Raw genomic sequence first — 23,747 nt, forward strand, 5'->3', positions numbered from 1 at the left:
GTGTATCAGCAGAGGTTGGTTGTATTCCATCAGCCAATCTCTACTTTTTAGAGGCATAAATGATATCGAATAATAAAACGCCATAACCAAAAACTCAGCAGAGTTAACACAACAAAATATTGCCAAATACTGCGATGTTTTTTCCATATAATCACATAGAGGAAAGGGATAAAGATGGGTAGTGTTATTATCATTCCAGCTGCGCGAATATCGTCATTTTCAATATACATCATGACATCACAGATGTTTTTAATTCCCCTTCCATCGATAAACCATTCCTTACTTTGCGTTGACAACATGGTTATCAATAAAATACAAACCACGCCTCCTATAAAATTCAAAACAAAAGCTTTCCAGTTCATTTAATTTCCTTGCAAAATCTTTTGTAGAATATCTTTCTTTTCTATAATTCGTCGGCCATATTCACTATATTCACGTTCTGCAGAGCCCGGTGATTTTCTAATCGAGAGAATAATATCTTCTTTGGCCCGTATAAGTCCGCGATTATACCTGGACCCCGCTAATATAATTTGCTCATCAGTCAGGTGAAGAGTATCAGTATCTGGATTATCATAGAGAATAAGGTCATGTAAATGGAATGCTACAACACGAATGTTAAAACTGTCATCGAGTAAGCATTGTGATAACCTAAATTGCTGAAAATGCGAAAGCGTGTTTGGGTGAATACCGATTGTTCTGGCAGCGACGCCTATCTGGATCGCGATAGAACCAATAGATGTTGCATTGGACAACTCATTGTTGTTCTTTCCCAGGAGCGCTTCTATTACTTGTCTGAATTGCAGAACGCCAACACCATTGAATCTCTCCGGAGTTCCCCTTACTTCAGCCACCGCAACACCCGCAAGGAGTAACTCGGGTATGCACGCTTCATAAGCATATTGTTTAATTTTTATTCGATGATGTACTAACCAGGCAGTTTTGTAATACCAAAGATATGCTTTTCCTGTCATAAAATACCAATTAGTGGGCAACGCATACCAACGGAAAAAAATCCAAACCATTCCAATGAGGGAAAACGTATTCATCAATATCACAAAAAGGAGGCGAACTGATCACGATAACAATCCCATGATAGACCTCACTATTGAAAAGACAATAACTCTTTCGTCACTGCTCAGGATGAGATAGACATCACAATTATAAAAACGCATGTCAGCCTAACACAATATTATTCCAATAAAAAATTCAAGCCATCTATAAAAACAATAAAATATATAATGCCGTTTATATATTCACACAGCGCGTTATATATAAAGAAAAATATAGCTTCTGCAATTAATATCCATCTAATGGTTAAATAAATATCTCGTGCAACATAAATATATGATGAAGTCGTTCATACTAACCATCTACAGCGACTTAACGTTGAAACCTTAAGGTAGAAGTTACAAAAATAAAATGTGGGCGTTAAATATTAACTGAAAAGCATTCTTTAAAGCGGCGAGAAAAAACACGCCGCTTTGCTTTTTTGATTGAACAAGTTATGCGCGATCAACAGTAAACGCGATCACTTCCGCGAGGCTTTCAGCGCCCAGCGCCAGCATAACCAGACGATCCACACCCAGTGCGACGCCAGAACAGTCCGGCATGCCAACCTTCAACGCCTCAATCAGATTGTTATCGATCGGCTGCTGCGGCAGTCCGCGCGCGGCACGCTTACGGTTATCCTGTTCAAAACGTTGCTGCTGTTCACGCGCATCCGTCAACTCATGGAAACCATTCGCCAGCTCAATACCTTTGAAGTAGACCTCGAAACGTTCCGCTACACGGTGATCTTCCGTACTGATCTGCGCCAGTGATGCCTGGCTTGCCGGGAAGTGATACACAAACGTCGGTTTCTCTTTACCAATGTGCGGCTCAACGCCCATCGCAAACAGCAGTTGCAGTAAGGTATCGCGATCTTCTTCCGTATCGGCAATGTTGCTTAAATCCAGCTTTGCGGCAACTTCACGCAGCTGCGTTTTATCCGCAGACAGCGGATCAATCTCCAGATGACGCTGGAACGCTTGCTGATAAGAGAGGCTCTCCGCCGCCGGGCATTCCAGCACCTGCTGCAGCAAATCATCCACTTCGTTCATCAACCGGTACATGTCGTAATGGGGACGATACCACTCGAGCATAGTAAATTCGGGGTTGTGATGACGCCCCATCTCTTCATTACGGAAGCTACGGCACAGCTGAAAGACCGGACCACACCCTGCCACCAGCAGACGCTTCATGTGATATTCCGGGCTGGTCATTAAATAGAGGTTCATCCCTTGAGAGTGACCGGGGCCGACGAAACGCGTTTCGAACGGGAACAGATGAATGTCTGTGACCGTCGCCTGGCTCATGCAGGGCGTCTCAACCTCCAGCACGCCGCGATCGGCGAAGAAACGACGAATTTCCGTCATAATTGCCGCGCGTTTTAACAGGTTAGGTATGGACGCGCTCGGCTGCCAGGTTGCCGTTTCGCTCATGGTTCTTTCTCCAGTTTAAGACAAGGGCACGAAGTCTACTCGTAACGCGGCAATGAAACAAATTTTGCTCAGGAATACTCCGACACGGCTGAAGGGTTAAAAAACCGTAAAGCGATGGTTTAGTAATTAAATTAATCAAGATCACTGATAATTCCGGCCTCTGACACGCTAAAAAAATCGAACACGTCAAATTTCCCACTCATCGCAGAGACTATACTGTTGTACCTATAAAGGAGCAGTGGAAACGCATTCGCACCCCACCTGTTTCAGGGGTTTTACCCGAAATATGTGGTGGCGAAATTACAATAATCTGGAGGAATGTCGTGCAAACCTTTCAAGCCGATCTTGCCATTATAGGCGCCGGTGGCGCGGGATTACGCGCTGCAATTGCCGCAGCGCAGGCAAATCCTAATGCAAAAATCGCACTGATTTCAAAAGTGTACCCAATGCGCAGTCACACCGTGGCTGCTGAAGGGGGCTCAGCTGCAGTCGCCCAGGATCATGACAGCTTCGACTACCATTTTCACGATACGGTAGCGGGCGGAGACTGGCTGTGTGAACAGGATGTCGTGGATTATTTTGTCCATCACTGTCCTACCGAAATGACCCAACTGGAACAATGGGGCTGCCCGTGGAGTCGTCGCGAAGACGGCAGCGTCAACGTTCGTCGCTTTGGCGGGATGAAAATTGAGCGTACCTGGTTTGCTGCGGATAAAACCGGCTTCCATATGCTGCATACCCTGTTCCAGACTTCTCTGCAGTTCCCGCAGATCCAACGCTTTGACGAACACTTCGTCCTGGATATCCTGGTCGATGATGGTCATGCTCGCGGCCTGGTGGCGATGAACATGATGGAAGGCACGCTGGTACAGATTCGTGCTAATGCGGTAGTAATGGCGACAGGCGGCGCAGGCCGTGTGTATCGCTATAACACCAACGGCGGCATCGTGACCGGTGACGGTATGGGCATGGCGCTGAGCCACGGCGTTCCACTGCGTGACATGGAATTTGTTCAGTATCACCCGACCGGTCTGCCGGGCTCCGGTATTCTGATGACGGAAGGCTGTCGTGGTGAAGGCGGTATTCTGGTCAACAAAAACGGCTACCGTTATCTGCAGGATTACGGCATGGGTCCGGAAACTCCGCTGGGCGAGCCGAAAAACAAATATATGGAACTTGGTCCGCGCGACAAAGTTTCTCAGGCTTTCTGGCACGAATGGCGTAAAGGCAACACCATCTCCACGCCGCGTGGCGATGTTGTACATCTCGACCTGCGTCATCTGGGCGAGAAGAAACTGCTGGAACGTCTGCCGTTCATCTGTGAACTGGCGAAAGCCTATGTGGGCGTCGATCCAGTGAAAGAACCGATTCCGGTGCGTCCGACCGCGCACTACACCATGGGCGGTATCGAAACCGATCAGAACTGCGAAACCCGCATCAAAGGTCTGTTTGCCGTCGGCGAATGTTCTTCTGTGGGTCTGCACGGCGCGAACCGTCTGGGCTCTAACTCTCTGGCTGAGCTGGTGGTCTTTGGCCGTCTGGCAGGCGAGCAGGCGATGGAGCGTGCAGCAACGGCGGGCACTGCTAACGACGCCGCCCTTGACGCACAGGTTGCTGGCGTTGAACAACGTCTGAAAGACCTGGTCAACCAGGAAGGTAACGAGAACTGGTCGAAGATCCGCGACGAAATGGGGCTTTCGATGGAAGAAGGTTGCGGTATTTACCGTACACCGGAACTCATGCAGAAAACCGTGGATAAGCTGGCCGAACTGCAGGAGCGCTTCAAGCGCGTTCGCATCACCGACACCTCCAGCGTATTCAATACCGATCTGCTGTACACCATCGAGCTGGGTCACGGCCTGAACGTCGCTGAGTGTATGGCGCATTCCGCGCTGGCGCGTAAGGAATCACGCGGCGCACACCAACGTCTGGACGAAGGTTGCACCGAACGTGACGACGTCAACTTCCTCAAACATACTCTCGCCTTCCGCGATGCTGATGGCACGACTCGCCTCGACTATAGCGACGTGAAAATCACCACGCTGCCGCCGGCAAAACGTGTTTACGGTGGCGAAGCGGAAGCAGCCGATAAGAAGGAGAAGGCTAATGGCTGAGATGAAAAACCTGAAAGTTGAGGTGGTGCGTTATAACCCTGAGACCGACACCGCGCCGCACAGTGCTTTCTATGAAGTGCCTTATGATGAAACCACGTCACTGCTGGACGCGCTGGGCTACATCAAAGATAACCTGGCACCAGACCTGAGCTATCGCTGGTCCTGCCGTATGGCGATCTGCGGCTCCTGCGGCATGATGGTCAACAATGTGCCGAAACTGGCATGCAAAACCTTCCTGCGTGATTACACCAACGGTATTAAGGTGGAAGCGCTGGGTAACTTCCCGATTGAGCGCGATCTGGTCGTCGATATGACGCACTTTATCGAAAGTCTGGAAGCAATTAAGCCGTACATCATCGGTAACCCGCGTACGCCGGATCAGGGACCAAATATCCAGAGCCCGGCGCAGATGGCGAAGTATCACCAGTTCTCTGGTTGCATCAACTGTGGTCTGTGCTATGCCGCATGTCCGCAGTTCGGCCTGAATCCTGAGTTCATCGGACCGGCTGCAATTACCCTGGCGCATCGTTACAACGAAGATAGCCGCGACCACGGTAAGAAGGAGCGTATGGCACAGTTGAACAGCCCGAACGGCGTATGGACCTGTACTTTCGTGGGCTACTGCTCCGAAGTTTGTCCGAAGCACGTCGATCCGGCGGCTGCCATTCAGCAGGGTAAAGTAGAAAGCTCGAAAGACTTTCTTATCGCTACCCTGAAACCACGCTAAGGAGTGCAACATGACGACTAAACGCAAACCCTATGTGCGGCCGATGACGTCCACCTGGTGGAAAAAATTGCCGTTTTATCGCTTTTACATGCTGCGCGAAGGCACAGCCGTTCCGGCAGTCTGGTTCAGCATTGAGCTGATTTTCGGCCTGTTCGCACTGAAGCATGGTGTCGAATCCTGGGCGGGCTTCGTCGGTTTTCTGCAAAACCCGGTGGTGGTGATCCTCAACGTGATCGCCCTGGCGGCAGCACTGCTGCACACCAAAACCTGGTTTGAGCTGGCGCCGAAAGCCGCCAACATCATCGTAAAAGACGAAAAAATGGGGCCAGAGCCGATCATCAAAGGTCTCTGGGCGGTTACTGTGGTGGCGACCGTAGTCATACTGTTTGTTGCCCTGTTCTGGTAAGGAGTCCGGGATGATTAATCCAAATCCAAAACGTTCTGACGAACCCGTATTCTGGGGTCTGTTTGGCGCAGGCGGTATGTGGGGTGCGATTATCGCGCCAGTGATGGTTCTGCTGGTGGGGATTCTGCTGCCGCTGGGTCTGTTCCCGGGCGATGCCCTGAGCTATGAGCGTGTTCTGGCGTTTGCTCAGAGCTTTATCGGCCGTGCTTTCCTGTTCCTGATGATTGTCCTGCCGCTGTGGTGTGGCTTACACCGTATGCACCACGCGATGCATGACCTGAAAATCCATGTGCCGGCTGGCAAATGGGTGTTCTACGGTCTGGCAGCCATCCTGACCGTCGTCACGGCGATTGGCATTCTGTCCGTCTAACGTCATCCGCCCTCTTGTCTGCTGATAAGAGGGCGTTTTTATCATTCCCGCCATTATTTCCCCCACCAGGTTCTACACTTAGGAAAAAACACCCTAAGGATAAAACTATGCGCCTGCTCCCCATCGTTGCCGCTGTAACCGCTGCGTTTCTTGTGGTCTCCTGTAGTACCCCAACCCCGCCACAGGGCGTTACCGTGGTGAATAACTTCGATGCCAAACGCTATCTCGGAACCTGGTACGAAATTGCCCGCTTTGATCATCGCTTTGAACGCGGACTGGAGAAGGTCACGGCGACTTATAGCCAGCGCGATGACGGTGGCCTTACTGTCATCAATAAAGGCTGGAATCCGGACAGGAACAGATGGCAGCAAAGTGAAGGAAAAGCCTATTTTACCGGTGACCCAAGCCGCGCAGCGCTGAAGGTTTCGTTCTTTGGGCCTTTCTACGGCGGGTATAACGTTATCGCGCTCGACAGAGAGTACCGACACGCGCTGGTCTGCGGCCCGGATCGCGACTACTTGTGGATACTCGCCCGCACGCCAACCATTTCTGACGAAATGAAGCAGCAGATGCTGGCCGTCGCGACCCGGGAAGGGTTTGATGTCAATAAACTTATCTGGGTGAAGCAGCCCGGCGATTAGTGGGTGCTTAATTTCAGACCAATAATACCGACAACGATTAACGCCAGACTTGCCAGACGCATGGGATTGGCCGATTCGCCCAGCAGCAGAATACCGGTGATGGCGGCACCGACGGCGCCAATCCCTGTCCACACGGCATACGCGGTACCCACGGGTAGCGTTTTCATCGCCCACGCAAGGAGCGCCATACTGACGATCATCGCGGCAATGGTGATGATACTCGGTGTCAGGCGACTAAAACCGTGGGTATATTTCAGCCCCACCGCCCAAACGACTTCAAGCAGACCGGCGATTAATAAGATTATCCAGGACATATCAGGCTCCAGAGAAATGGGGCCGTCCCCGATGAAAGAAGCGTTCGCAGGTCGTCCTGCAAAGCTGAAGGTGGAAAAAACATTCTTGCCCGAGCGGCGGTGAATTTCAACATTTTTATCTTTCCGCACCTAAAAGCTTGAATTAGGCGCATTTCGCTGCGTATTTTGCGCATTCAGCACTCATCCGACTTCTCTATGATGGGACGCTTTCTGAAGTCAGGAAGCCATTTGCCTTACTTCTGAATGCGAAAACGCTATGTTGAAAATATTAGTGATTGACCGTTGCCACTTCACCCGCACAGGGATCGAGGCATGGCTTAATCATTCCGAACTCTTTAATACGTCGTTTCTGGTCTCTGGGCTCAATAATCTCTTACTGGTTAAAGAGCACATCCAGCAGTGGAAACCTCACCTGGTTATTGCGGACTTATACGGTTTTCTCAACGACACCCTGTCGGCCGAGTCCATTGCCCCATTTTTACTCGCCTGCGGCAGCAGTCCGTTGATATTACTGGAGTCAGGAGGCGTGATGGTAGAGACGCAGCGCTATCCTGTCTGTGCGTCATTAACCAAGCAGGTCTCTTTGGCGATACTGGCTGAAAATATCCACAACGCCCTGCTGAGCGGCTCGGTATCGGAAGCGCCCGGCAATGCCTCGACGCTGCTTACACCTCAGGAAGAGAAAGTACTGACGATGTGGATGGAGGGGGCGAGTAACAACGCGATTGCCTGTGCTCTCAGTATTCATGGCAAAACGGTGTACACCTACAAACGCAATATCCGCATGAAGTTACACATGGATAATCGCTTTTCGCCGTTTCTTGCGCCAGCCGAACTGAAAAATTAACGGCACGACAACACTGCCGTACCGTTTTCACCGTTACTGCTGAGCTTTGGTTGCTGCGCCTGAAATAGCGTTGCCGCCGTCGGAGATGTCTTCGCCCACACCACGTGTGGTGTTACACGCAGTCAACACGGAGGAAAGTACTAACACAGAAAAGATCGCTGCAATTGTCTTTTTAACCATAACGTCTTCCTTTTCTAGCCAATGTTATTTGTGTAGTGCCACTTAATCATAGACAAGATCCCGAACAATGCCGGGAGATAGACGCTTTTTAGGACGATGAGAAGAAAATTAACTGGCCGCGTGGGAAATGGAATTGCCGAGGTGCTTAATATCCTCACCAAAGCCGCGCGCGGTATTGCAGCCCGCCAGCAACGAGGTGGTGAGAAGAATCAGTGTTACAAGACCGAGAAGACGTTTCATCATTCCTGCCCTGGATAAACAATGGCGCAGCAAAGCTGCTGCACCATAATGAGCTAAACGCGCGGATTATTTAACGCGGGAAACGTATTCGCCTGAACGCGTATCCACTTTAATCACTTCGCCAATCTGAACGAACAGAGGCACTTTAACTACGGCGCCAGTAGACAGCGTTGCCGGCTTGCCACCTGTACCAGCGGTATCGCCTTTCAGACCCGGATCGGTATCAACGATTTCCAGTTCAACAAAGTTCGGCGGCGTCACGGAGATAGGCTGACCGTTCCACAGGGTCACGATGCACTCAGCCTGATCCAGCAACCATTTTCCGCTATCGCCAATCGCTTTAGCATCTGCGGAAAGCTGCTCGAAGGTTTCGTTGTTCATGAAGTGCCAGAACTCGCCGTCGTTGTACAGGTAAGTCAGGTTCATATCTACAACGTCAGCGCCTTCAGCAGAGTCAGTCGACTTGAAGGTTTTCTCAACGCGAGTACCGGTCAGCAGGCGACGCAGTTTCACGCGCGCAAAAGCCTGACCTTTACCTGGTTTAACGAATTCGCTGGCTTCAACCGCATAAGGTTCGCCGTCCAACATGATTTTAAGACCAGCACGAAAATCGTTGCTATAGTACGTTGCCATAAGGCCCTCTGAAAATTGTTAACTGGTAGCTAAGCCACAAAATGGCGCATATTGTAACCCTAAATACCCCATCCAGAGAAGATTGGTTATCGCAACTTGCCGATGTTGTGACCAATCCCGATGAACTCCTGCGTCTTTTGAATATAGACGCAGATGAAAAACTGTTGGCTGGACGCGACGCCAAACGGCTGTTCGCCCTGCGCGTGCCGCGTGCATTTATCGCACGTATGGAAAAAGGCAATCCTGACGATCCGCTTTTACGTCAGGTACTTACCTCCGAAGATGAGTTTATTACCGCGCCGGGTTTCTCCACCGATCCGCTGGAAGAACAGCATAGCGTCGTACCGGGACTGCTGCATAAATACCGTAACCGGGCGCTGCTGCTGGTGAAAGGCGGCTGTGCGGTAAATTGTCGCTATTGCTTCCGTCGCCACTTTCCGTACGCCGAAAATCAGGGAAATAAGCGAAACTGGCAGACGGCGCTGGACTACATTAGCGCGCACACCGAGCTGGATGAGATCATTTTCTCCGGCGGCGATCCGCTGATGGCCAAAGATCATGAGCTGGACTGGCTGCTCACACAACTGGAAGCCATTCCCCATATCAAACGTCTGCGTATTCACAGTCGCCTGCCCATCGTCATCCCTGCGAGGATTACGGAGGGGCTGGTTGCCCGCTTCACCCGTTCTTCGCTGCAGATCCTGCTGGTGAATCACATTAACCACGCTAACGAGGTGGATGACGCGTTTCGACAAGCAATGGCGAAACTACGCATCGCAGGCGTTACGCTGCTCAATCAGAGCGTCCTGTTGCGTGGCGTCAATGATAACGCGCAGACGCTGGCGAACCTCAGTAATGCGCTGTTTGATGCGGGCGTCATGCCCTATTACCTGCACGTGCTGGATAAAGTGCAAGGGGCGGCGCATTTCATGGTGACGGATGATGACGCGCGCCAGATTGTGCGTGAACTGCTCACCCTGGTCTCGGGTTATATGGTGCCCAAACTGGCGCGGGAAATTGGCGGCGAACCGAGTAAAACGCCACTGGATTTACAACTGCGTCAACAATAACCTCGCAATCAGGTGTCCGTATCCGGACACCTGTCACCAAAACCCCGGATTCCCCCATTCTGTATGCTATTTTAGCGACACCTTGCGAACTATATATTTAAAAATCATATGTATAAGTCGCAACTAATCGCTGAATTTATTATTGGTGAGGGAGAACCGTTATGGCTATCAGTATCAAAGGAGTGAATACGGGTGTTATTCGTAAAGCGAACGAATTCATCGCGCTGGCGCTGAAAATTAAAGAGCTAAGGAACAAGGAATCGCTGTTTTTTCTACCTGCGCTGGAATTACGCGATCTGCTGATTGCCGTGGAAAGTCGTCTGTACCAGAAACAGCAACTGAACGCTGCCGAACGTCAGCACTACGAAAAAACGCGCGATGCTATCAGCAAGAAAATGCAGGAAAACACTCCCGCGATGGTGGAAAACGAACTTCGACATGCGGATATTCATCGCCGTGTCACCGCCGTCGCCTTAACTGACGCGAGTGGTGACAACATCACACTGACCTTCACGCTTCACGATGGCACAACCTGCGACCTGCGGGTGAACGAATTGCAGATTGATACTTTGGTGTATGCCATTATTCGGGCGATAGAGAACGCGGGTATGCGGGAACTGGCACTGAGGATCTCCTCGTTGCTGGATTTTTTGCCGCTGTACGATGCGGACTGTCTGGACCATGAGCGACTGGAATACGACGCCTACACGCAGTCAGAGTGGAAACACGCGCTTTTCACGCATTATCTTGCGGTACTTTATCGTTTTACGGATGAAACAGGAAAGGAACGGTTCTGCGGCGCTGTCGTGAAAACCCGCGTTCCATCGGGTAGTAAAGAGGCGGAAGCCATTTCCCGTCGTGTACTCGACTTTAGCCCGAGGCTGAAAAAGCTGGCAGGTAAATCGTGTCAGGCTTTTGTCAGAACGCTGACGGCGGATAAAGCGCAGACGCTGACCCAGGAGCAATGCCTGCGCGCGCTACATCATTTACGGGTTCAGTCCGTTAACGCCTCAACACAGCACGCCTGATGGCGCTGCGCTTATCAGGCCTACGACATAACTTCGAGTCATTACACAAAATCATTCAATCAGAATCGCGGCGGCAAGCGAAGAAATCCCCAGGAGCATAGATAACTATGTGACTGGGGTTTCACAGCGCAGCCAACAAAGAGGCTGGTTGAAGGATGAAGTGTAATCAATTAGGGCACTTATAAACCTGGCCAATCATCTCACTGGCCGTCGGGACAAAGCTGGATAACATGCCCTGGCTCGGGCTGCTGACGCCATAAATCACGTTGCCGCCCATCGCTGCTGCCTGGTTGCGCAGGTCATTTGCCGCACCACGCATAGAACCGCCTTCTTCACCGTGCTGACCTGAAAGCCAGTTGCTTTGCTTCCCGGTGGCCGTGCCAATCAACTGACATTCAGCGCCTGGCTTCTCTTCCACAAAGCGAACACTTTGCCCTGCGGAACTCAGTTCGTTGCTGGAGCTACAACCCGCCATCAGTAGCGCGGCACCGACGATCCCTGCTAAATATTTCACGTGCATGTTATTCCCCATAATCAATGAGCTGGACGTTTTGTCCGTCACTGAATCTTATACTAAAAAGATGACCAAAAGAAAAACCCCCGAACATTTCTGCCCGAGGGTTTCTCATTTCTGGGAGATAAACACCCTGCAGCCTGAAGGATGCAGGGTGTAGGCGATTACATCATGCCGCCCATACCACCCATGCCGCCCATACCACCAGCAGCACCTAAGTCAGGCGCGTCGCCTTTCGGCAGGTCGGTTACCATGCACTCGGTGGTAATCATCAGGCCAGCCACAGAAGCCGCGTACTGCAGAGCAGAACGGGTGACTTTGGTTGGATCCAGGATACCCATATCGATCATGTTGCCGTATTCTTCGGTCGCTGCGTTGTAACCGTAGTTGCCATCGCCCGCTTTCACGGTGTTAGCGACAACAGACGGTTCTTCGCCGCAGTTCAGAACGATCTGACGCAGCGGAGATTCCATTGCGCGCAGCGCAACTTTGATACCGACGTTCTGATCTTCGTTCTGACCTTTCAGGCCAGCGATTTTGGAGGCTACGCGAATCAGCGCCACGCCACCACCGGCAACCACGCCTTCTTCTACCGCAGCACGGGTCGCGTGCAGAGCATCTTCAACGCGGGCTTTTTTCTCTTTCATTTCAACTTCAGTCGCAGCACCAACTTTGATGACTGCCACGCCGCCTGCCAGTTTCGCTACGCGCTCCTGCAGTTTTTCGCGGTCGTAGTCGGAGGTGGCTTCTTCGATCTGCTGACGAATCTGAGTCACACGACCCTGGATTGCCGCTTCGTCACCCACGCCATCGATGATGGTGGTGGTGTCTTTGTTGATCACAACGCGTTTTGCCTGACCCAGGTCTTCCAGCGTTGCTTTTTCCAGCTCCATACCGATCTCTTCAGAGATCACGGTACCGCCAGTCAGAGTCGCGATATCCTGCAGCATCGCTTTACGACGATCGCCGAAACCAGGAGCTTTAACCGCAGCCACTTTCACGATGCCGCGCATGGTGTTAACCACCAGCGTTGCCAGCGCTTCGCCTTCCACATCTTCAGCGATGATCAGCAGCGGTTTGCCTGCTTTCGCAACGGCTTCCAGAACCGGCAGCATTTCGCGGATGTTGGAGATTTTCTTGTCAGCCAGCAGGATGAACGGGCTTTCCAGTTCTACTGCACCAGTTTCCGGCTTGTTGATGAAGTACGGTGACAGGTAGCCACGGTCGAACTGCATACCTTCAACGACGTCCAGTTCGTCCTGCAGACCGGTACCGTCTTCCACGGTAATCACGCCTTCTTTACCGACTTTGTCCATCGCTTCTGCGATCAGTTTACCTACGGTTTCGTCGGAGTTAGCAGAGATGGTACCCACCTGAGCAATGGCTTTAGAGTCGGAGCACGGTACGGACAGCGCTTTCAGTTCTTCAACCGCAGCCGCAACCGCTTTGTCGATACCACGCTTCAGGTCCATCGGGTTCATACCCGCAGCAACGGCTTTCAGCCCTTCGGTGATGATGGACTGAGCCAGTACGGTCGCAGTGGTGGTACCGTCGCCTGCTGCGTCATTCGCTTTAGAGGCGACTTCTTTCACCATCTGCGCGCCCATGTTTTCGAACTTGTCTTCCAGTTCGATTTCACGTGCTACGGAAACACCATCTTTAGTGATGGTCGGTGCACCGAAGGATTTGTCCAGAACGACGTTACGGCCTTTCGGACCGAGGGTGACTTTCACTGCGTCTGCCAGTACGTTTACGCCGCGCAGCATTTTCACACGAGCGTCGTTACCGAATTTTACGTCTTTAGCTGCCATTTTCTCTTTCCCTTAAATTCGTATGTTCAGTGTCGTTCGCGGATTACGCTTCAACAATTGCCAGGATGTCGCTTTCAGACATGATCAACACTTCTTCATTGTCGATCTTCTCAGATTTCACACCGTAACCATCGTTGAAAATCACGATGTCGCCGACTTTCACGTCCAGCGGTTGCACGGTACCGTTATCCAGGATGCGACCCTTACCGACAGCGATGATTTCGCCACGAGTTGATTTACCCGCTGCAGAACCGGTCAGAACGATGCCGCCAGCAGATTTGGACTCAACTTCTTTACGTTTAACGATCACGCGATCATGTAACGGACGAATACTCATTGATAGCTCTCCTTTGAGAAAGTCATTATCAGTTATGGGTGACGCCGGCCCGCTAAGGTTCCCGGCTAGTGACCAGAGAGATGGGGATGGGTTTTTGCCCCTTCAAGGGGCAATGTAAAAAAAAATTCTGATCAGCAAAAAATCCTGTAAAAACCCTACTTACCTCACATTTCTCGCCTATTTAATCGCTGGCGTCATAAGCAAATCTGATTGTGATAACATCGAAAACCTGCGCAGTGGCCTGGCATTCAGGCGCAAACGGATAACAACTCATGAGTGGACTGAAACAAGAGCTTGGATTGGCTCAGGGTATTGGCCTGTTGTCGACATCATTATTGGGAACAGGCGTGTTTGCCGTCCCGGCCCTGGCGGCACTGGTAGCAGGCAACAACAGCCTGTGGGCCTGGCCAGTTTTGATTGTGCTGGTGTTTCCCGTTGCGATTGTGTTTGCCCTGCTAGGCCGACATTACCCCAGCGCAGGCGGCGTCGCACATTTCGTCGGCATGGCGTTTGGCCCACATCTTGAACGGGTCACCGGCTGGCTGTTTTTGTCCGTCATTCCCGTGGGTCTTCCTGCTGCGCTGCACATTGCCGCCGGGTTTGGTCAGGCGATGTTTGGCTGGCACGGCTGGCAACTATTGCTGGCCGAACTGGGTACACTGGCGCTGGTGTGGTTTATCGGTTCACGCGGCGCGAGCTCCAGCGCAAACCTGCAAACGGTGATTGCCGGTCTGATCGTGGCGCTGATTGTCGCTATCTGGTGGGCTGGCGATCTCACACCAGCAGAAATCCCTTTCCCTGCGCCAGCCGATATTGAAATGTCGGGGTTATTCTCCGCGCTGTCGGTGATGTTCTGGTGCTTCGTCGGTCTGGAAGCGTTCGCCCATCTGGCCTCAGAATTCAAAGACCCCGAACGGGATTTCCCTCGCGCACTGATGATGGGTCTGCTGCTGGCCGGTTCGGTCTATTGGGCCTGCACCGTTGTGGTTCTGCACTTTGATGCCTATGGCGAAACGATGGCAGCGGCGGCCTCATTACCGGAAATTGTCGTGCAATTGTTTGGCGTTCAGGCGCTGTGGGTAGCCTGTGTGATCGGTTATCTGGCCTGCTTTGCCAGCCTCAATATTTATATTCAGAGTTTTGCCCGTCTGGTGTGGTCACAGGCGCAATATAAACCGGACCATTATCTGGCCCGCCTCTCCTCCCGTCATATTCCACGCAACGCGCTCAATGCCGTGCTGGGCTGCTGCGTAGTCAGTACGCTGTGCATTTATGCGTTAGAGATCAATCTCGATGCGCTCATCGTCTATGCCAACGGCATCTTTATCATGATCTATCTGTTGTGCATGCTGGCAGGGTGTCGCCTGTTGAAAGGGCGGTATCGCGCGCTGGCAATGGTGGGCGGATTACTATGCCTTCTGTTACTGGCAATGGTCGGCTGGAAGAGTCTGTATGCGCTGATTATGTTGGCGATACTGTGGCTGTTTTTGCCACAACGAAAAAAGGTTGAACATCACTTATAGGCCGGTTCCACGAAAATGCCCGGTGGCGCTTACGCTTACCGGGCCTACGGGAATCAGTCGCGACGATCATCCTTGTGTTCGATACGGTCACGTTCTTCATCTTTGCGCTGGAACTCACCGTCAAAGGTGTCGCCACCGCCGGTTCCGGCGCTAAAGCCGCCACCCGGCATCCGGGAAAAACGCAAATGCGGCATCAGCTTCATCGTCAGATGCTTCTGCACCGGTGGTAATAAAAGAAGAAGGCCGAGGAAGTCGGTGAAAAAGCCGGGCAACAACAGCAACAGACCCGCGATGATCAGCGAAACACTCTTGATCATCTCTTCAGCCGGGCTCTCTCCTGCCGCCATTTTCTGCTGCATCAGCAAAAAGTTCTTAAATCCCTGGTTGCGTACCAGCGACATCCCGATGACCGAGGTGAAAATCACCAGTATGAGCGTCATCAGTACACCCATCACATGGGCAACCTGAATAAAGATAGAAATCTCAATATAAACATAGAGAAAGACTGCAAGTAACGGTATCCAGCGCAAAAGGATTCTCCTCAAACGACCGCCGTGATGCCCACGTCGGCCCGAAAATAGTTGCGATTCGCATTAGTCGGATGTAGGGGTAGTTCGCAAAATTTCAAGCTATTTGTACACTTATTTTTAGAGATAATCCTAAAGCGGTGACCTATTTCACAAAATAATAATTAAGGAGTAATTTACCACACTTAAAGTGATCCAGATTACGGCACAATTTCTGAAGCAGAATATGATCTCGTTGACCAGACCGATGTAGGGGATAATCGTCGGTCAAGAAACAATCGAAACCACATATATTCTGTGTGTTTAGTGCATTCATTGGCAGCTTTAAATAAAGAAGGTTCACATGTTAAACAACATTCGTATCGAAGAAGATCTGTTGGGTACCAGGGAAGTTCCAGCCGAAGCCTACTATGGTGTTCACACTCTGAGAGCGATTGAAAACTTCTACATCAGCAACAACAAAATCAGTGACATCCCTGAATTTGTGCGCGGCATGGTAATGGTTAAGAAGGCCGCTGCTCTGGCAAACAAAGAGTTGCAGACCATCCCTAAGAGTGTAGCGAACGCCATCATTGCTGCATGTGATGAAGTCCTGAATAACGGCAAATGCATGGACCAGTTCCCGGTAGACGTTTACCAGGGCGGTGCAGGCACCTCCGTCAACATGAATACCAACGAAGTGCTGGCCAATATCGGGCTGGAGCTGATGGGTCACCAGAAAGGTGAATATCAGTACTTGAACCCGAACGACCACGTGAACAAATGTCAGTCTACTAACGACGCCTACCCAACCGGTTTCCGCATCGCCGTTTACGCTTCTATCGTAAAACTGGTCGATGCTATCAACCAACTGCGTGAAGGCTTTGAGCGTAAAGCTGTCGAATTCCAGGACATCCTGAAAATGGGTCGTACCCAGTTGCAGGATGCAGTTCCGATGACCCTGGGTCAGGAATTCCGTGCTTTCAGCGTACTGCTGAAAGAAGAAGTGAAAAACATCGAGCGTACCGCTGAACTGCTGCTGGAGGTTAACCTCGGCGCAACGGCTATCGGTACCGGTCTGAATACCCCGAAAGAGTACTCTCCGCTGGCAGTACAGAAACTGGCGGAAGTCACTGGCTTTGCCTGCGTTCCTGCTGAAGACCTGATCGAAGCGACCTCTGACTGCGGCGCTTACGTGATGGTACACGGCGCGCTGAAACGCCTGGCGGTGAAGATGTCCAAAATCTGTAACGACCTGCGCTTGCTCTCCTCTGGCCCACGTGCCGGCCTGAATGAGATCAACCTGCCGGAACTGCAGGCGGGCTCTTCTATCATGCCAGCGAAAGTGAACCCGGTTGTACCGGAAGTCGTCAACCAGGTGTGCTTCAAAGTCATCGGTAACGACATCACCGTCACCATGGCGTCTGAAGCCGGTCAGCTGCAGCTGAACGTGATGGAGCCAGTGATTGGTCAGGCGATGTTTGAATCGATTCACATCCTGAGCAACGCCTGCTACAACCTGCTGGAGAAATGTGTTAACGGTATTACCGCTAACAAAGAAGTGTGCGAAGGGTATGTCTACAACTCTATCGGCATCGTCACCTACCTCAACCCGTTCATCGGCCACCACAACGGCGACATCGTCGGTAAGATTTGTGCCGAAACCGGTAAGAGCGTACGTGAAGTGGTGCTGGAGCGCGGTCTGTTGACTGAAGCTGAGCTGGACGATATTTTCTCCGCACAGAACCTGATGCACCCGGCTTATAAAGCAAAACGCTATACTGATGAAAACGAACAGTAATCGTACAGGGTAGTACCATGGAGGGCACGTCAGATGACGTGCCTTTTTTCTTATAAGAAGTTACTAAATAACAACAATTTAATATCAACTTGTTAAACAACAAGGAAGGCTAATATGATAGTTGTCGAACTTATCATTGTTTTGCTGGCAATCTTTTTGGGCGCCAGACTTGGGGGCATCGGGATTGGATTTGCAGGTGGACTGGGTGTTCTGGTTCTTGCCGCTATCGGCGTGAAACCGGGTAACATTCCGTTCGATGTGATTTCCATCATCATGGCGGTTATCGCTGCTATCTCCGCGATGCAGGTTGCGGGCGGTCTGGACTATCTGGTTAACCAGACAGAAAAACTGCTGCGTCGGAATCCGAAATACATCACGATCCTTGCACCGATCGTGACCTATTTCCTGACTATTTTTGCAGGCACCGGGAACATCTCCCTGGCAACGCTGCCGGTTATCGCTGAAGTGGCGAAGGAACAGGGCATCAAGCCTTGCCGTCCGCTCTCCACCGCGGTGGTTTCCGCTCAGATAGCGATCACTGCATCGCCTATCTCTGCTGCGGTCGTCTACATGTCTTCGGTCATGGAAGGCCATGGCATTAGCTACATCCACCTGCTGTCTGTGGTCATTCCGTCCACGCTGCTGGCGGTGCTGGTAATGTCCTTCCTCGTGACCATGCTGTTCAACTCCAGGCTCTCTGACGATCCGGTATACCGTAAACGTCTGGAAGAGGGTTTGATTGAGCTGCGCGGTGAGAAGCAGATCGAAATCAAACCTATGGCGAAGAACTCCGTCTGGCTGTTCCTGCTGGGCGTAGTGTGCGTAGTGGTTTATGCGATCATCAACAGCCCGAGCCTCGGTCTGGTTGAGAAACCGCTGATGAACACCACCAACGCTATCCTGATCATCATGCTGAGCGTCGCGACGCTGACCACGATCATGTGCAAAGTGGAAACCGACGCCATCCTCAACTCCAGCACCTTCAAAGCCGGTATGAGCGCCTGTATTTGTATTCTGGGCGTTGCATGGCTGGGTGACACGTTCGTGTCTCACAACATTGACTGGATCAAAGACACTGCAGGTGAAGTGATTCAGGGCCATCCGTGGCTGCTGGCTGTCATCTTCTTCTTTGCTTCTGCACTGCTGTACTCTCAGGCAGCAACCGCTAAAGCACTGATGCCGATGGCGCTGGCGCTGAACGTTTCTCCGCTGACTGCCGTTGCGTCTTTCGCTGCGGTTTCTGGTCTGTTCATTCTGCCTACTTACCCAACGCTGGTTGCGGCGGTACAGATGGATGACACCGGGACAACGCGTATCGGTAAATTTGTCTTTAACCACCCGTTCTTCATCCCTGGTACGCTGGGTGTGTTACTGGCGGTTTGCTTCGGCTTCCTGCTGGGCAGTTTCATGCTGTAAGTGTTACCTGCGGGGCGTGTTCACGCCCCGCATTTCCCTCCCCTTTATCTAACATCCTTCCCTCGTCCGTTGTATAGTGACCACTCTTTTGCCGGTCATTCTGTTCATTCGAGGTGTTTATGCATGATGTGAGTCGTCAGGATATCGCCCTCTCCGATGCCGTTGTTGTACTCTGTACCGCGCCGGATGAAGCCACCGCCCAGGATCTGGCGGCCAAAGTGCTGGCAGAAAAACTGGCGGCCTGCGCCACGATTATTCCCGGTGCCACCTCGCTGTATTACTGGGAAGGAAAACTGGAGCAGGAATACGAAGTCCAGATGATCTTAAAAACCTCGGTGGCACACCAGGACGCCTTACTCGATTGCCTGAAGTCTCATCACCCGTATCAAACGCCCGAGCTTCTGGTTTTACCCGTTACCCACGGAGACAGTGATTACCTCTCATGGCTCAACGCATCCTTACGCTGATCCTGCTTTTTTGCAGCACATCGACTTTTGCCGGACTTTTCGACGCGCCGGGTCGCTCGAATTTTGTCCCTGCTGACCAGGCCTTTGCCTTTGACTTTCAGCAAAACCAACACGATCTTAATCTCACCTGGCAGGTGAAAGACGGGTATTACCTGTATCGCAAGCAGATCAGTATTACCCCTGCACGGGCGGAAATCGCGGAAGTGACGCTGCCAGCGGGCGTCTGGCATGAAGATGAGTTCTACGGGAAAAGCGAAATCTATCGCAATACGCTCACCATTCCGGTTACCGTCAACCAGGCGCAGTCTGGCGCCACGCTAACGGTCACGTATCAGGGCTGTGCCGATGCGGGTTTCTGTTATCCGCCGGAAAGCAAAACCGTGCCGCTAAGTGAAGTGACCGCCAGCGCGAAGCCGAAACCAGTGGCGCCAGCAGCAATACAGCAACCGCCGCAGCCGGAGCAAGCGCCAGCCCAGCTCCCCTTCTCCGCCCTGTGGGCGCTGCTGATCGGTATTGGCATCGCTTTTACCCCCTGCGTACTGCCGATGTATCCACTGATTTCCGGCATCGTACTGGGCGGTAAACAGCGTCTTTCCACCGGACGCGCACTGCTGCTGACATTCATCTACGTACAGGGGATGGCGCTGACCTATACCGCGCTGGGGCTGGTGGTGGCCGCCGCCGGATTGCAGTTCCAGGCGGCTCTTCAGCATCCGTATGTCTTAATCGGCCTGGCAGTGGTCTTTACCCTGCTCGCCCTGTCGATGTTCGGCCTGTTCACCCTGCAACTGCCATCGTCGCTGCAAACGCGCCTCACGCTGATGAGTAACCGTCAGCAAGGCGGTTCTGCGGGTGGCGTGTTTGTGATGGGCGCGATTGCCGGGCTGATTTGTTCGCCGTGTACCACCGCACCGCTGAGCGCCATTTTGTTGTATATCGCTCAGAGCGGGAATCTGTGGCTCGGCGGCGGTACGCTGTATCTCTATGCACTAGGGATGGGGCTGCCGCTGATGCTGGTCACCGTCTTTGGTAACCGTCTGCTGCCGAAAAGCGGCCCGTGGATGGCGCAGGTCAAAACGGCGTTTGGCTTTGTTATTCTCGCGCTGCCGGTCTTTTTGCTGGAGCGCATCATCGGCGATACGTGGGGCTTACGCCTGTGGTCGCTGCTGGGCGTGGCCTTCTTTGGCTGGGCGTTTATTACCAGCCTGCAAGCAACGCGTAGCTGGATGCGCATCGTGCAGATAATCCTGCTGGCGGCGGCGCTGGTCAGCGTGCGTCCGCTCCAGGACTGGGCGTTTGGCACGACGGTGACCCAGACACAGGCACATCTGGACTTCAAACCGGTGGCAAGCGTTGAGGAACTCAAACAGGCGCTGGCCGAGGCGAAAGGCAAACCGGTGATGCTGGACCTGTACGCCGACTGGTGCGTCGCCTGTAAAGAGTTTGAAAAGTACACCTTCAGCCATCCACAGGTAAAACAGGCGCTGGGCGATACGGTACTGTTACAGGCTAACGTCACCGCCAATAACGCACAGGATGTGGCGCTGTTGAAGCATTTGCAGGTATTAGGACTGCCAACCATCCTGTTCTTCGATACGCAAGGTCAGGAACACCCGCAGGCACGGGTGACGGGCTTTATGGATGCGGCGACGTTTAGTGCGCATTTGCGCGATCGCCAACCGTGAGCGACACTTTCAGAGGTAAAGACGGAGGAATGACCGTGCAACGTGAAGATGTCCTGGGAGAAGCCCTAAAATTACTCGAGATCCATGGGATTGCGAACACCACACTGGAGATGGTGGCCGAGCGCGTAGATTATCCGCTCGTTGAAATGCAGCGTTTCTGGCCGGACAAAGAGGCCATTCTGTATGACGCGCTGCGCTATCTCAGCCAACAGGTGGATATCTGGCGTCGCCAGCTGTTGCTGGATGACACCCTGAGTGCCGAGCAAAAGCTGCTGGCCCGCTACACGGCGCTGGCAGAGTGCGTGAGTAACAATCGTTACCCGGGCTGCCTGTTTATCGCCGCCTGTACGTTTTATCCCGATCCGTCGCACCCCATTCATCAACTGGCAGATCAGCAAAAAAACGCGGCGCACGATTTCACTCACGAACTGCTGACCACGCTGGAGATTGACGATCCGGCAATGGTGGCTAAACAGATGGAACTGGTGCTGGAAGGCTGTCTGAGCCGTATGCTGGTCAATCGCAGCCATGCGGATGTGGAGACGGCGCATCGTCTGGCAGAAGACATTCTGCGCTTTGCCCAGTGCCGCCAGGGCGGGGCGCTGACCTAAGCAAACACTCCCGCCCACGCAGAGATCAACAAACACAACGCCATCACACGCTGAAAACGCACCATCGCCACGGTGGTGCGAAACACTCGGTTTACCGCCTTTCCCAGCCACGCCCAACACAGCAAACATCCGATAGAGATGAGCAAAAACCACAGCGCCATCAATGCAATATCGCGCAGTGCGTGACTCCCGCTCGGCGCAAACAGACTCACCACCGCCAACGCCATCATCCACGTTTTCGGGTTTACTATCTGCAGCAGCGCCGCGGCGCGCGCGGTAAAGCGATGAGATGGTTTTCCGGACAGATTCGCAGCCGGAGCGTTGAATAACTGCCAGCTCATCCAGCTTAGCCACGCTACGCCTGCCCAGCTCATCACCTGCCGCACCAGCGGATGTTGATGCAATATCTCCCCAGCCCCGGCCCCAGAAATCAACACAATCATGCTCGCCGCCACACAACCGCTGACCAACGCAGGTAGTGTCGCTTTCACGCCATGATGCTGACTGTTCGCCAGGATGAGGATATTGGTGGGACCGGGGGTGATAGAGGCGACAAACGCAAACAGCAAAAACGGCGCGATACTCACAGGCAGACTCCTTTTTAGTTGAGCTTCTGACTGTGACGCTATTTCCTGTAAACGTCTGGAAGGTTTGTGCACAAGCGACGGTAATGCGCAGGCGAAATACGATACGCGCGCTGGAACCAGCGCCCCAGATGGCTTTGATCGGCAAATCCCAATGCTGCTGCGACATTAACCGGCAGCGCGCCCTTCGCCAGCATCTGACGTGCCTTTGCCAGCCGTAGCTGAATCAACCATGCGTGTGGAGCGAGGTGAAACTCGCGTTTAAAGCTGCGCGTCAGCGTAAAACGATCCGTTCCGGTCTCACGCGCCAGATCGGAAAGGCCAATGTTGTCACCCATATGCGCATGCAGATAATCCCGGGCGCGATGGGCGATCGCCGCGCTCTGTATCTGCGAAGGGAGGCGCTTTCGCCAGTGGCAATGGGTGGTGAGCTGTGAAAGAAGATGATCCATCGTACTTTGTTGCACAATACGCATCTCTTCGGTATGCAAGGCGTTAAACGTTTCGCCAATGGCGCGCACCAGCTGCGGCTCACGCGACAGCGTCCGGCTGAAATGCAGGGAATAGCTGTCCGGCGTGGTGTCATAAAGGCCCTGCAACGTTTTTGTCAGCCACTGCTCATCCAGATAAAAGGTGAGATAGGTAAACCCACCGGCCACCGGCGCATCGCCATCATGAATCTCACCCGGCTCCAGCAAAAAAGCATCACCCGGTTGGCTGTGGTGACACTCACGCCGACAGTGAAATTGCTGCGTACCGGAAAGGGTAATACCGACCAGAAAGCTATCGTGCCAGTGCGGGTCAAATGCATGCCCTTCAAAATGGGCTTTGATTGTCTCAATACCGGTATCGGCATGTTGTCGCAGCTCAAGCCAGTCGTTTGCCATACTGCCCTCCTCTCGCTGCCAGCATTGCCTGTTCAGAACGCATCTGTCTGGAAGATTTGTGCAAACTGAACGCAGAAACGCACAGATTGCCGCAAACTTAAGCAGTTGAACAGCTTTTCCCTAAATTAGGTTGACTGTCGTGCATGATTACGGTTTAATGCGCCCCGTTGCCCGGATAGCTCAGTCGGTAGAGCAGGGGATTGAAAATCCCCGTGTCCTTGGTTCGATTCCGAGTCCGGGCACCACTATTCATAAGGCCTCGCTGAAAAGCGGGGCTTTTTTCTTTTCTGGCTACGGTAGATTTCTGGTCGTTGCAACACGTTATTTGTTTGCTGGATTTCACGCCATTTCTGCAAATGTTCTTTGCTGTCAAAGACATCCATACTCTCTGATAAGCCTGTAAACAAACCCGCTTTAGTTCCATGCATTTTTTGAATTCCCGGCCAAATCCTGCGCGAGCGCTATACGCTGACAGCGCAATAACGACTGGTTTTGCAGGTCGGGGGTTATAATAAATCGCTGAGTGATGACGATATTAATATTACTTTTCTTTGT

27 protein-coding genes and 1 tRNA gene are annotated in these 23,747 nt (G+C 52.3%); 15 read left to right on the forward strand and 13 right to left on the reverse strand.

The window, feature by feature from the left end; all coding sequences use genetic code 11:
- Positions 1–47: 47 nt before the first annotated feature.
- From KI228_RS19600 to epmA, 3 genes are all read right to left on the reverse strand, one after another.
- A complete protein-coding gene (locus KI228_RS19600; protein WP_061069551.1) occupies positions 48–362 on the reverse strand; it encodes a YjeO family protein in 315 nt (104 codons plus the stop codon).
- Positions 363–1,046 (reverse strand): hypothetical protein, encoded by a 684-nt coding sequence (locus KI228_RS19605; protein WP_306683219.1) that lies wholly within the window; start codon positions 1,044–1,046, stop codon positions 363–365. It abuts the gene before it with no gap.
- Between the two features lie 456 nt (positions 1,047–1,502).
- Positions 1,503–2,480 (reverse strand): elongation factor P--(R)-beta-lysine ligase, encoded by a 978-nt coding sequence (gene epmA / locus KI228_RS19610; RefSeq protein ID WP_042999172.1) that lies wholly within the window; start codon positions 2,478–2,480, stop codon positions 1,503–1,505.
- Positions 2,481–2,803: 323 nt separating this feature from the next.
- Here epmA and frdA point away from each other — a divergent pair, with 323 nt between their 5' ends.
- The 5 genes from frdA to KI228_RS19635 all read left to right on the forward strand — a co-directional run bounded on the left by frdA (position 2,804) and on the right by KI228_RS19635 (position 6,738).
- On the forward strand, positions 2,804–4,594 hold the full coding sequence (gene frdA / locus KI228_RS19615) for a fumarate reductase (quinol) flavoprotein subunit (protein ID WP_042999171.1): 1,791 nt from the start codon (positions 2,804–2,806) through the stop codon (positions 4,592–4,594).
- A complete protein-coding gene (frdB, locus tag KI228_RS19620; RefSeq protein WP_042999170.1) occupies positions 4,587–5,321 on the forward strand; it encodes a fumarate reductase iron-sulfur protein in 735 nt (244 codons plus the stop codon). The genes frdA and frdB overlap by 8 nt, the downstream gene beginning before the upstream one ends.
- 10 nt (positions 5,322–5,331) lie before the next feature.
- A complete protein-coding gene (gene frdC, locus KI228_RS19625; protein ID WP_042321376.1) occupies positions 5,332–5,727 on the forward strand; it encodes a fumarate reductase subunit FrdC in 396 nt (131 codons plus the stop codon).
- 10 nt (positions 5,728–5,737) lie between these two features.
- Positions 5,738–6,097 carry a fumarate reductase subunit FrdD gene (gene frdD, locus KI228_RS19630; RefSeq protein ID WP_042999169.1) on the forward strand — a complete coding sequence of 120 codons (360 nt, stop codon included), beginning with the start codon at positions 5,738–5,740 and terminating at the stop codon, positions 6,095–6,097.
- Positions 6,098–6,204: 107 nt separating this feature from the next.
- Positions 6,205–6,738 carry a lipocalin family protein gene (locus KI228_RS19635; protein WP_042999168.1) on the forward strand — a complete coding sequence of 178 codons (534 nt, stop codon included), beginning with the start codon at positions 6,205–6,207 and terminating at the stop codon, positions 6,736–6,738.
- On the opposite strand, the gene sugE is transcribed toward KI228_RS19635, so the two are convergent.
- A complete protein-coding gene (gene sugE / locus KI228_RS19640; protein WP_042321373.1) occupies positions 6,735–7,052 on the reverse strand; it encodes a quaternary ammonium compound efflux SMR transporter SugE in 318 nt (105 codons plus the stop codon). The genes KI228_RS19635 and sugE overlap by 4 nt on opposite strands.
- A 256-nt stretch (positions 7,053–7,308) precedes the next feature.
- Between sugE and KI228_RS19645 the strand changes: the two genes are divergently transcribed.
- Complete coding sequence (locus KI228_RS19645; RefSeq protein WP_044328366.1) at positions 7,309–7,899, forward strand: LuxR C-terminal-related transcriptional regulator; 591 nt, start codon at positions 7,309–7,311, stop codon at positions 7,897–7,899.
- A 33-nt stretch (positions 7,900–7,932) separates the two neighbouring features.
- On the opposite strand, the gene ecnB is transcribed toward KI228_RS19645, so the two are convergent.
- The 3 genes from ecnB to efp all read right to left on the reverse strand — a co-directional run bounded on the left by ecnB (position 7,933) and on the right by efp (position 8,952).
- On the reverse strand, positions 7,933–8,079 hold the full coding sequence (gene ecnB, locus KI228_RS19650) for a lipoprotein toxin entericidin B (protein WP_042999166.1): 147 nt from the start codon (positions 8,077–8,079) through the stop codon (positions 7,933–7,935).
- Positions 8,080–8,187: 108 nt separating this feature from the next.
- Positions 8,188–8,322: an entericidin A/B family lipoprotein gene (locus KI228_RS19655; protein ID WP_042999165.1), complete on the reverse strand. Its 135-nt coding sequence runs from the start codon at positions 8,320–8,322 to the stop codon at positions 8,188–8,190.
- 63 nt (positions 8,323–8,385) lie between these two features.
- On the reverse strand, positions 8,386–8,952 hold the full coding sequence (efp, locus tag KI228_RS19660; protein ID WP_042999164.1) for an elongation factor P: 567 nt from the start codon (positions 8,950–8,952) through the stop codon (positions 8,386–8,388).
- Between the two features lie 41 nt (positions 8,953–8,993).
- Between efp and epmB the strand changes: the two genes are divergently transcribed.
- Both epmB and yjeJ read left to right on the forward strand, forming a co-directional pair.
- A complete protein-coding gene (epmB, locus tag KI228_RS19665; RefSeq protein WP_046401393.1) occupies positions 8,994–10,022 on the forward strand; it encodes an EF-P beta-lysylation protein EpmB in 1,029 nt (342 codons plus the stop codon).
- A gap of 161 nt (positions 10,023–10,183) precedes the next feature.
- Positions 10,184–11,050, forward strand: a complete 867-nt coding sequence (gene yjeJ / locus KI228_RS19670; protein WP_061069550.1) for a YjeJ family protein — start codon at positions 10,184–10,186, stop codon at positions 11,048–11,050.
- 166 nt (positions 11,051–11,216) lie between these two features.
- On the opposite strand, the gene KI228_RS19675 is transcribed toward yjeJ, so the two are convergent.
- The 3 genes from KI228_RS19675 to KI228_RS19685 all read right to left on the reverse strand — a co-directional run bounded on the left by KI228_RS19675 (position 11,217) and on the right by KI228_RS19685 (position 13,712).
- Positions 11,217–11,570: a DUF4156 domain-containing protein gene (locus KI228_RS19675; RefSeq protein WP_042999161.1), complete on the reverse strand. Its 354-nt coding sequence runs from the start codon at positions 11,568–11,570 to the stop codon at positions 11,217–11,219.
- Positions 11,571–11,728: 158 nt separating this feature from the next.
- Positions 11,729–13,375 carry a chaperonin GroEL gene (gene groL / locus KI228_RS19680; RefSeq protein WP_003025464.1) on the reverse strand — a complete coding sequence of 549 codons (1,647 nt, stop codon included), beginning with the start codon at positions 13,373–13,375 and terminating at the stop codon, positions 11,729–11,731.
- Between the two features lie 43 nt (positions 13,376–13,418).
- Positions 13,419–13,712 carry a co-chaperone GroES gene (locus KI228_RS19685; protein WP_000027827.1) on the reverse strand — a complete coding sequence of 98 codons (294 nt, stop codon included), beginning with the start codon at positions 13,710–13,712 and terminating at the stop codon, positions 13,419–13,421.
- Between the two features lie 272 nt (positions 13,713–13,984).
- On the opposite strand from KI228_RS19685, the gene yjeH reads away from it, so the two are divergent.
- Positions 13,985–15,235, forward strand: coding sequence for an L-methionine/branched-chain amino acid transporter (gene yjeH, locus KI228_RS19690; RefSeq protein ID WP_042999160.1), 1,251 nt, complete (start codon positions 13,985–13,987; stop codon positions 15,233–15,235).
- A gap of 53 nt (positions 15,236–15,288) precedes the next feature.
- On the opposite strand, the gene KI228_RS19695 is transcribed toward yjeH, so the two are convergent.
- The gene (locus KI228_RS19695; RefSeq protein WP_044257251.1) at positions 15,289–15,765 is read right to left on the reverse strand and encodes an FxsA family protein; all 477 of its coding nucleotides are present in this window, start codon (positions 15,763–15,765) and stop codon (positions 15,289–15,291) included.
- Between the two features lie 340 nt (positions 15,766–16,105).
- Between KI228_RS19695 and aspA the strand changes: the two genes are divergently transcribed.
- From aspA to KI228_RS19720, 5 genes are all read left to right on the forward strand, one after another.
- The gene (gene aspA, locus KI228_RS19700; RefSeq protein WP_042999158.1) at positions 16,106–17,542 is read left to right on the forward strand and encodes an aspartate ammonia-lyase; all 1,437 of its coding nucleotides are present in this window, start codon (positions 16,106–16,108) and stop codon (positions 17,540–17,542) included.
- A gap of 114 nt (positions 17,543–17,656) precedes the next feature.
- A complete protein-coding gene (dcuA, locus tag KI228_RS19705) occupies positions 17,657–18,958 on the forward strand; it encodes an anaerobic C4-dicarboxylate transporter DcuA (protein WP_042999157.1) in 1,302 nt (433 codons plus the stop codon).
- Between the two features lie 119 nt (positions 18,959–19,077).
- A complete protein-coding gene (gene cutA, locus KI228_RS19710; protein ID WP_044257253.1) occupies positions 19,078–19,425 on the forward strand; it encodes a divalent cation tolerance protein CutA in 348 nt (115 codons plus the stop codon).
- Entirely contained in the window at positions 19,401–21,110 is a 1,710-nt protein-coding gene (locus KI228_RS19715) for a protein-disulfide reductase DsbD (RefSeq protein WP_042999155.1), read from the forward strand. Before cutA ends, KI228_RS19715 begins: the two co-directional genes overlap by 25 nt.
- Before the next feature lie 35 nt (positions 21,111–21,145).
- On the forward strand, positions 21,146–21,721 hold the full coding sequence (locus KI228_RS19720) for a transcriptional regulator (RefSeq protein WP_061070653.1): 576 nt from the start codon (positions 21,146–21,148) through the stop codon (positions 21,719–21,721).
- Here KI228_RS19720 and KI228_RS19725 read toward each other — a convergent pair.
- Positions 21,718–22,308: a LysE family translocator gene (locus tag KI228_RS19725; protein WP_061069549.1), complete on the reverse strand. Its 591-nt coding sequence runs from the start codon at positions 22,306–22,308 to the stop codon at positions 21,718–21,720. The genes KI228_RS19720 and KI228_RS19725 overlap by 4 nt on opposite strands.
- Before the next feature lie 38 nt (positions 22,309–22,346).
- On the reverse strand, positions 22,347–23,192 hold the full coding sequence (locus KI228_RS19730) for an AraC family transcriptional regulator (RefSeq protein WP_044268503.1): 846 nt from the start codon (positions 23,190–23,192) through the stop codon (positions 22,347–22,349).
- A gap of 169 nt (positions 23,193–23,361) precedes the next feature.
- On the opposite strand from KI228_RS19730, the gene KI228_RS19735 reads away from it, so the two are divergent.
- Positions 23,362–23,437 (forward strand) — tRNA-Phe (locus KI228_RS19735).
- The last annotated feature ends 310 nt before the right edge of the window (positions 23,438–23,747 follow it).

Source organism: Citrobacter amalonaticus (genome assembly GCF_018323885.1).
GTDB lineage: Bacteria > Pseudomonadota > Gammaproteobacteria > Enterobacterales > Enterobacteriaceae > Citrobacter_A > Citrobacter_A amalonaticus.

Excerpts from the sequence above, each read along its gene's own strand:
- epmA (WP_042999172.1), bottom strand. The coding sequence starts at position 2,480 with ATGAGCGAAACGGCAACCTGGCAGCCGAGCGCGTCCATACCTAACCTG.
- KI228_RS19600 (WP_061069551.1), bottom strand. The coding sequence starts at position 362 with ATGAACTGGAAAGCTTTTGTTTTGAATTTTATAGGAGGCGTGGTTTGT.
- KI228_RS19715 (WP_042999155.1), top strand. The coding sequence starts at position 19,401 with ATGGCTCAACGCATCCTTACGCTGATCCTGCTTTTTTGCAGCACATCG.
- yjeJ (WP_061069550.1), top strand. The coding sequence starts at position 10,184 with ATGGCTATCAGTATCAAAGGAGTGAATACGGGTGTTATTCGTAAAGCG.
- KI228_RS19635 (WP_042999168.1), top strand. The coding sequence starts at position 6,205 with ATGCGCCTGCTCCCCATCGTTGCCGCTGTAACCGCTGCGTTTCTTGTG.
- frdB (WP_042999170.1), top strand. The coding sequence starts at position 4,587 with ATGGCTGAGATGAAAAACCTGAAAGTTGAGGTGGTGCGTTATAACCCT.
- ecnB (WP_042999166.1), bottom strand. The coding sequence starts at position 8,079 with ATGGTTAAAAAGACAATTGCAGCGATCTTTTCTGTGTTAGTACTTTCC.
- epmB (WP_046401393.1), top strand. The coding sequence starts at position 8,994 with ATGGCGCATATTGTAACCCTAAATACCCCATCCAGAGAAGATTGGTTA.
- frdC (WP_042321376.1), top strand. The coding sequence starts at position 5,332 with ATGACGACTAAACGCAAACCCTATGTGCGGCCGATGACGTCCACCTGG.
- KI228_RS19675 (WP_042999161.1), bottom strand. The coding sequence starts at position 11,570 with ATGCACGTGAAATATTTAGCAGGGATCGTCGGTGCCGCGCTACTGATG.
- KI228_RS19655 (WP_042999165.1), bottom strand. The coding sequence starts at position 8,322 with ATGATGAAACGTCTTCTCGGTCTTGTAACACTGATTCTTCTCACCACC.
- aspA (WP_042999158.1), top strand. The coding sequence starts at position 16,106 with ATGTTAAACAACATTCGTATCGAAGAAGATCTGTTGGGTACCAGGGAA.
- efp (WP_042999164.1), bottom strand. The coding sequence starts at position 8,952 with ATGGCAACGTACTATAGCAACGATTTTCGTGCTGGTCTTAAAATCATG.
- groL (WP_003025464.1), bottom strand. The coding sequence starts at position 13,375 with ATGGCAGCTAAAGACGTAAAATTCGGTAACGACGCTCGTGTGAAAATG.
- KI228_RS19685 (WP_000027827.1), bottom strand. The coding sequence starts at position 13,712 with ATGAGTATTCGTCCGTTACATGATCGCGTGATCGTTAAACGTAAAGAA.
- frdD (WP_042999169.1), top strand. The coding sequence starts at position 5,738 with ATGATTAATCCAAATCCAAAACGTTCTGACGAACCCGTATTCTGGGGT.
- sugE (WP_042321373.1), bottom strand. The coding sequence starts at position 7,052 with ATGTCCTGGATAATCTTATTAATCGCCGGTCTGCTTGAAGTCGTTTGG.
- yjeH (WP_042999160.1), top strand. The coding sequence starts at position 13,985 with ATGAGTGGACTGAAACAAGAGCTTGGATTGGCTCAGGGTATTGGCCTG.
- cutA (WP_044257253.1), top strand. The coding sequence starts at position 19,078 with ATGCATGATGTGAGTCGTCAGGATATCGCCCTCTCCGATGCCGTTGTT.
- dcuA (WP_042999157.1), top strand. The coding sequence starts at position 17,657 with ATGATAGTTGTCGAACTTATCATTGTTTTGCTGGCAATCTTTTTGGGC.
- KI228_RS19605 (WP_306683219.1), bottom strand. The coding sequence starts at position 1,046 with ATGAATACGTTTTCCCTCATTGGAATGGTTTGGATTTTTTTCCGTTGG.
- KI228_RS19730 (WP_044268503.1), bottom strand. The coding sequence starts at position 23,192 with ATGGCAAACGACTGGCTTGAGCTGCGACAACATGCCGATACCGGTATT.
- KI228_RS19645 (WP_044328366.1), top strand. The coding sequence starts at position 7,309 with ATGTTGAAAATATTAGTGATTGACCGTTGCCACTTCACCCGCACAGGG.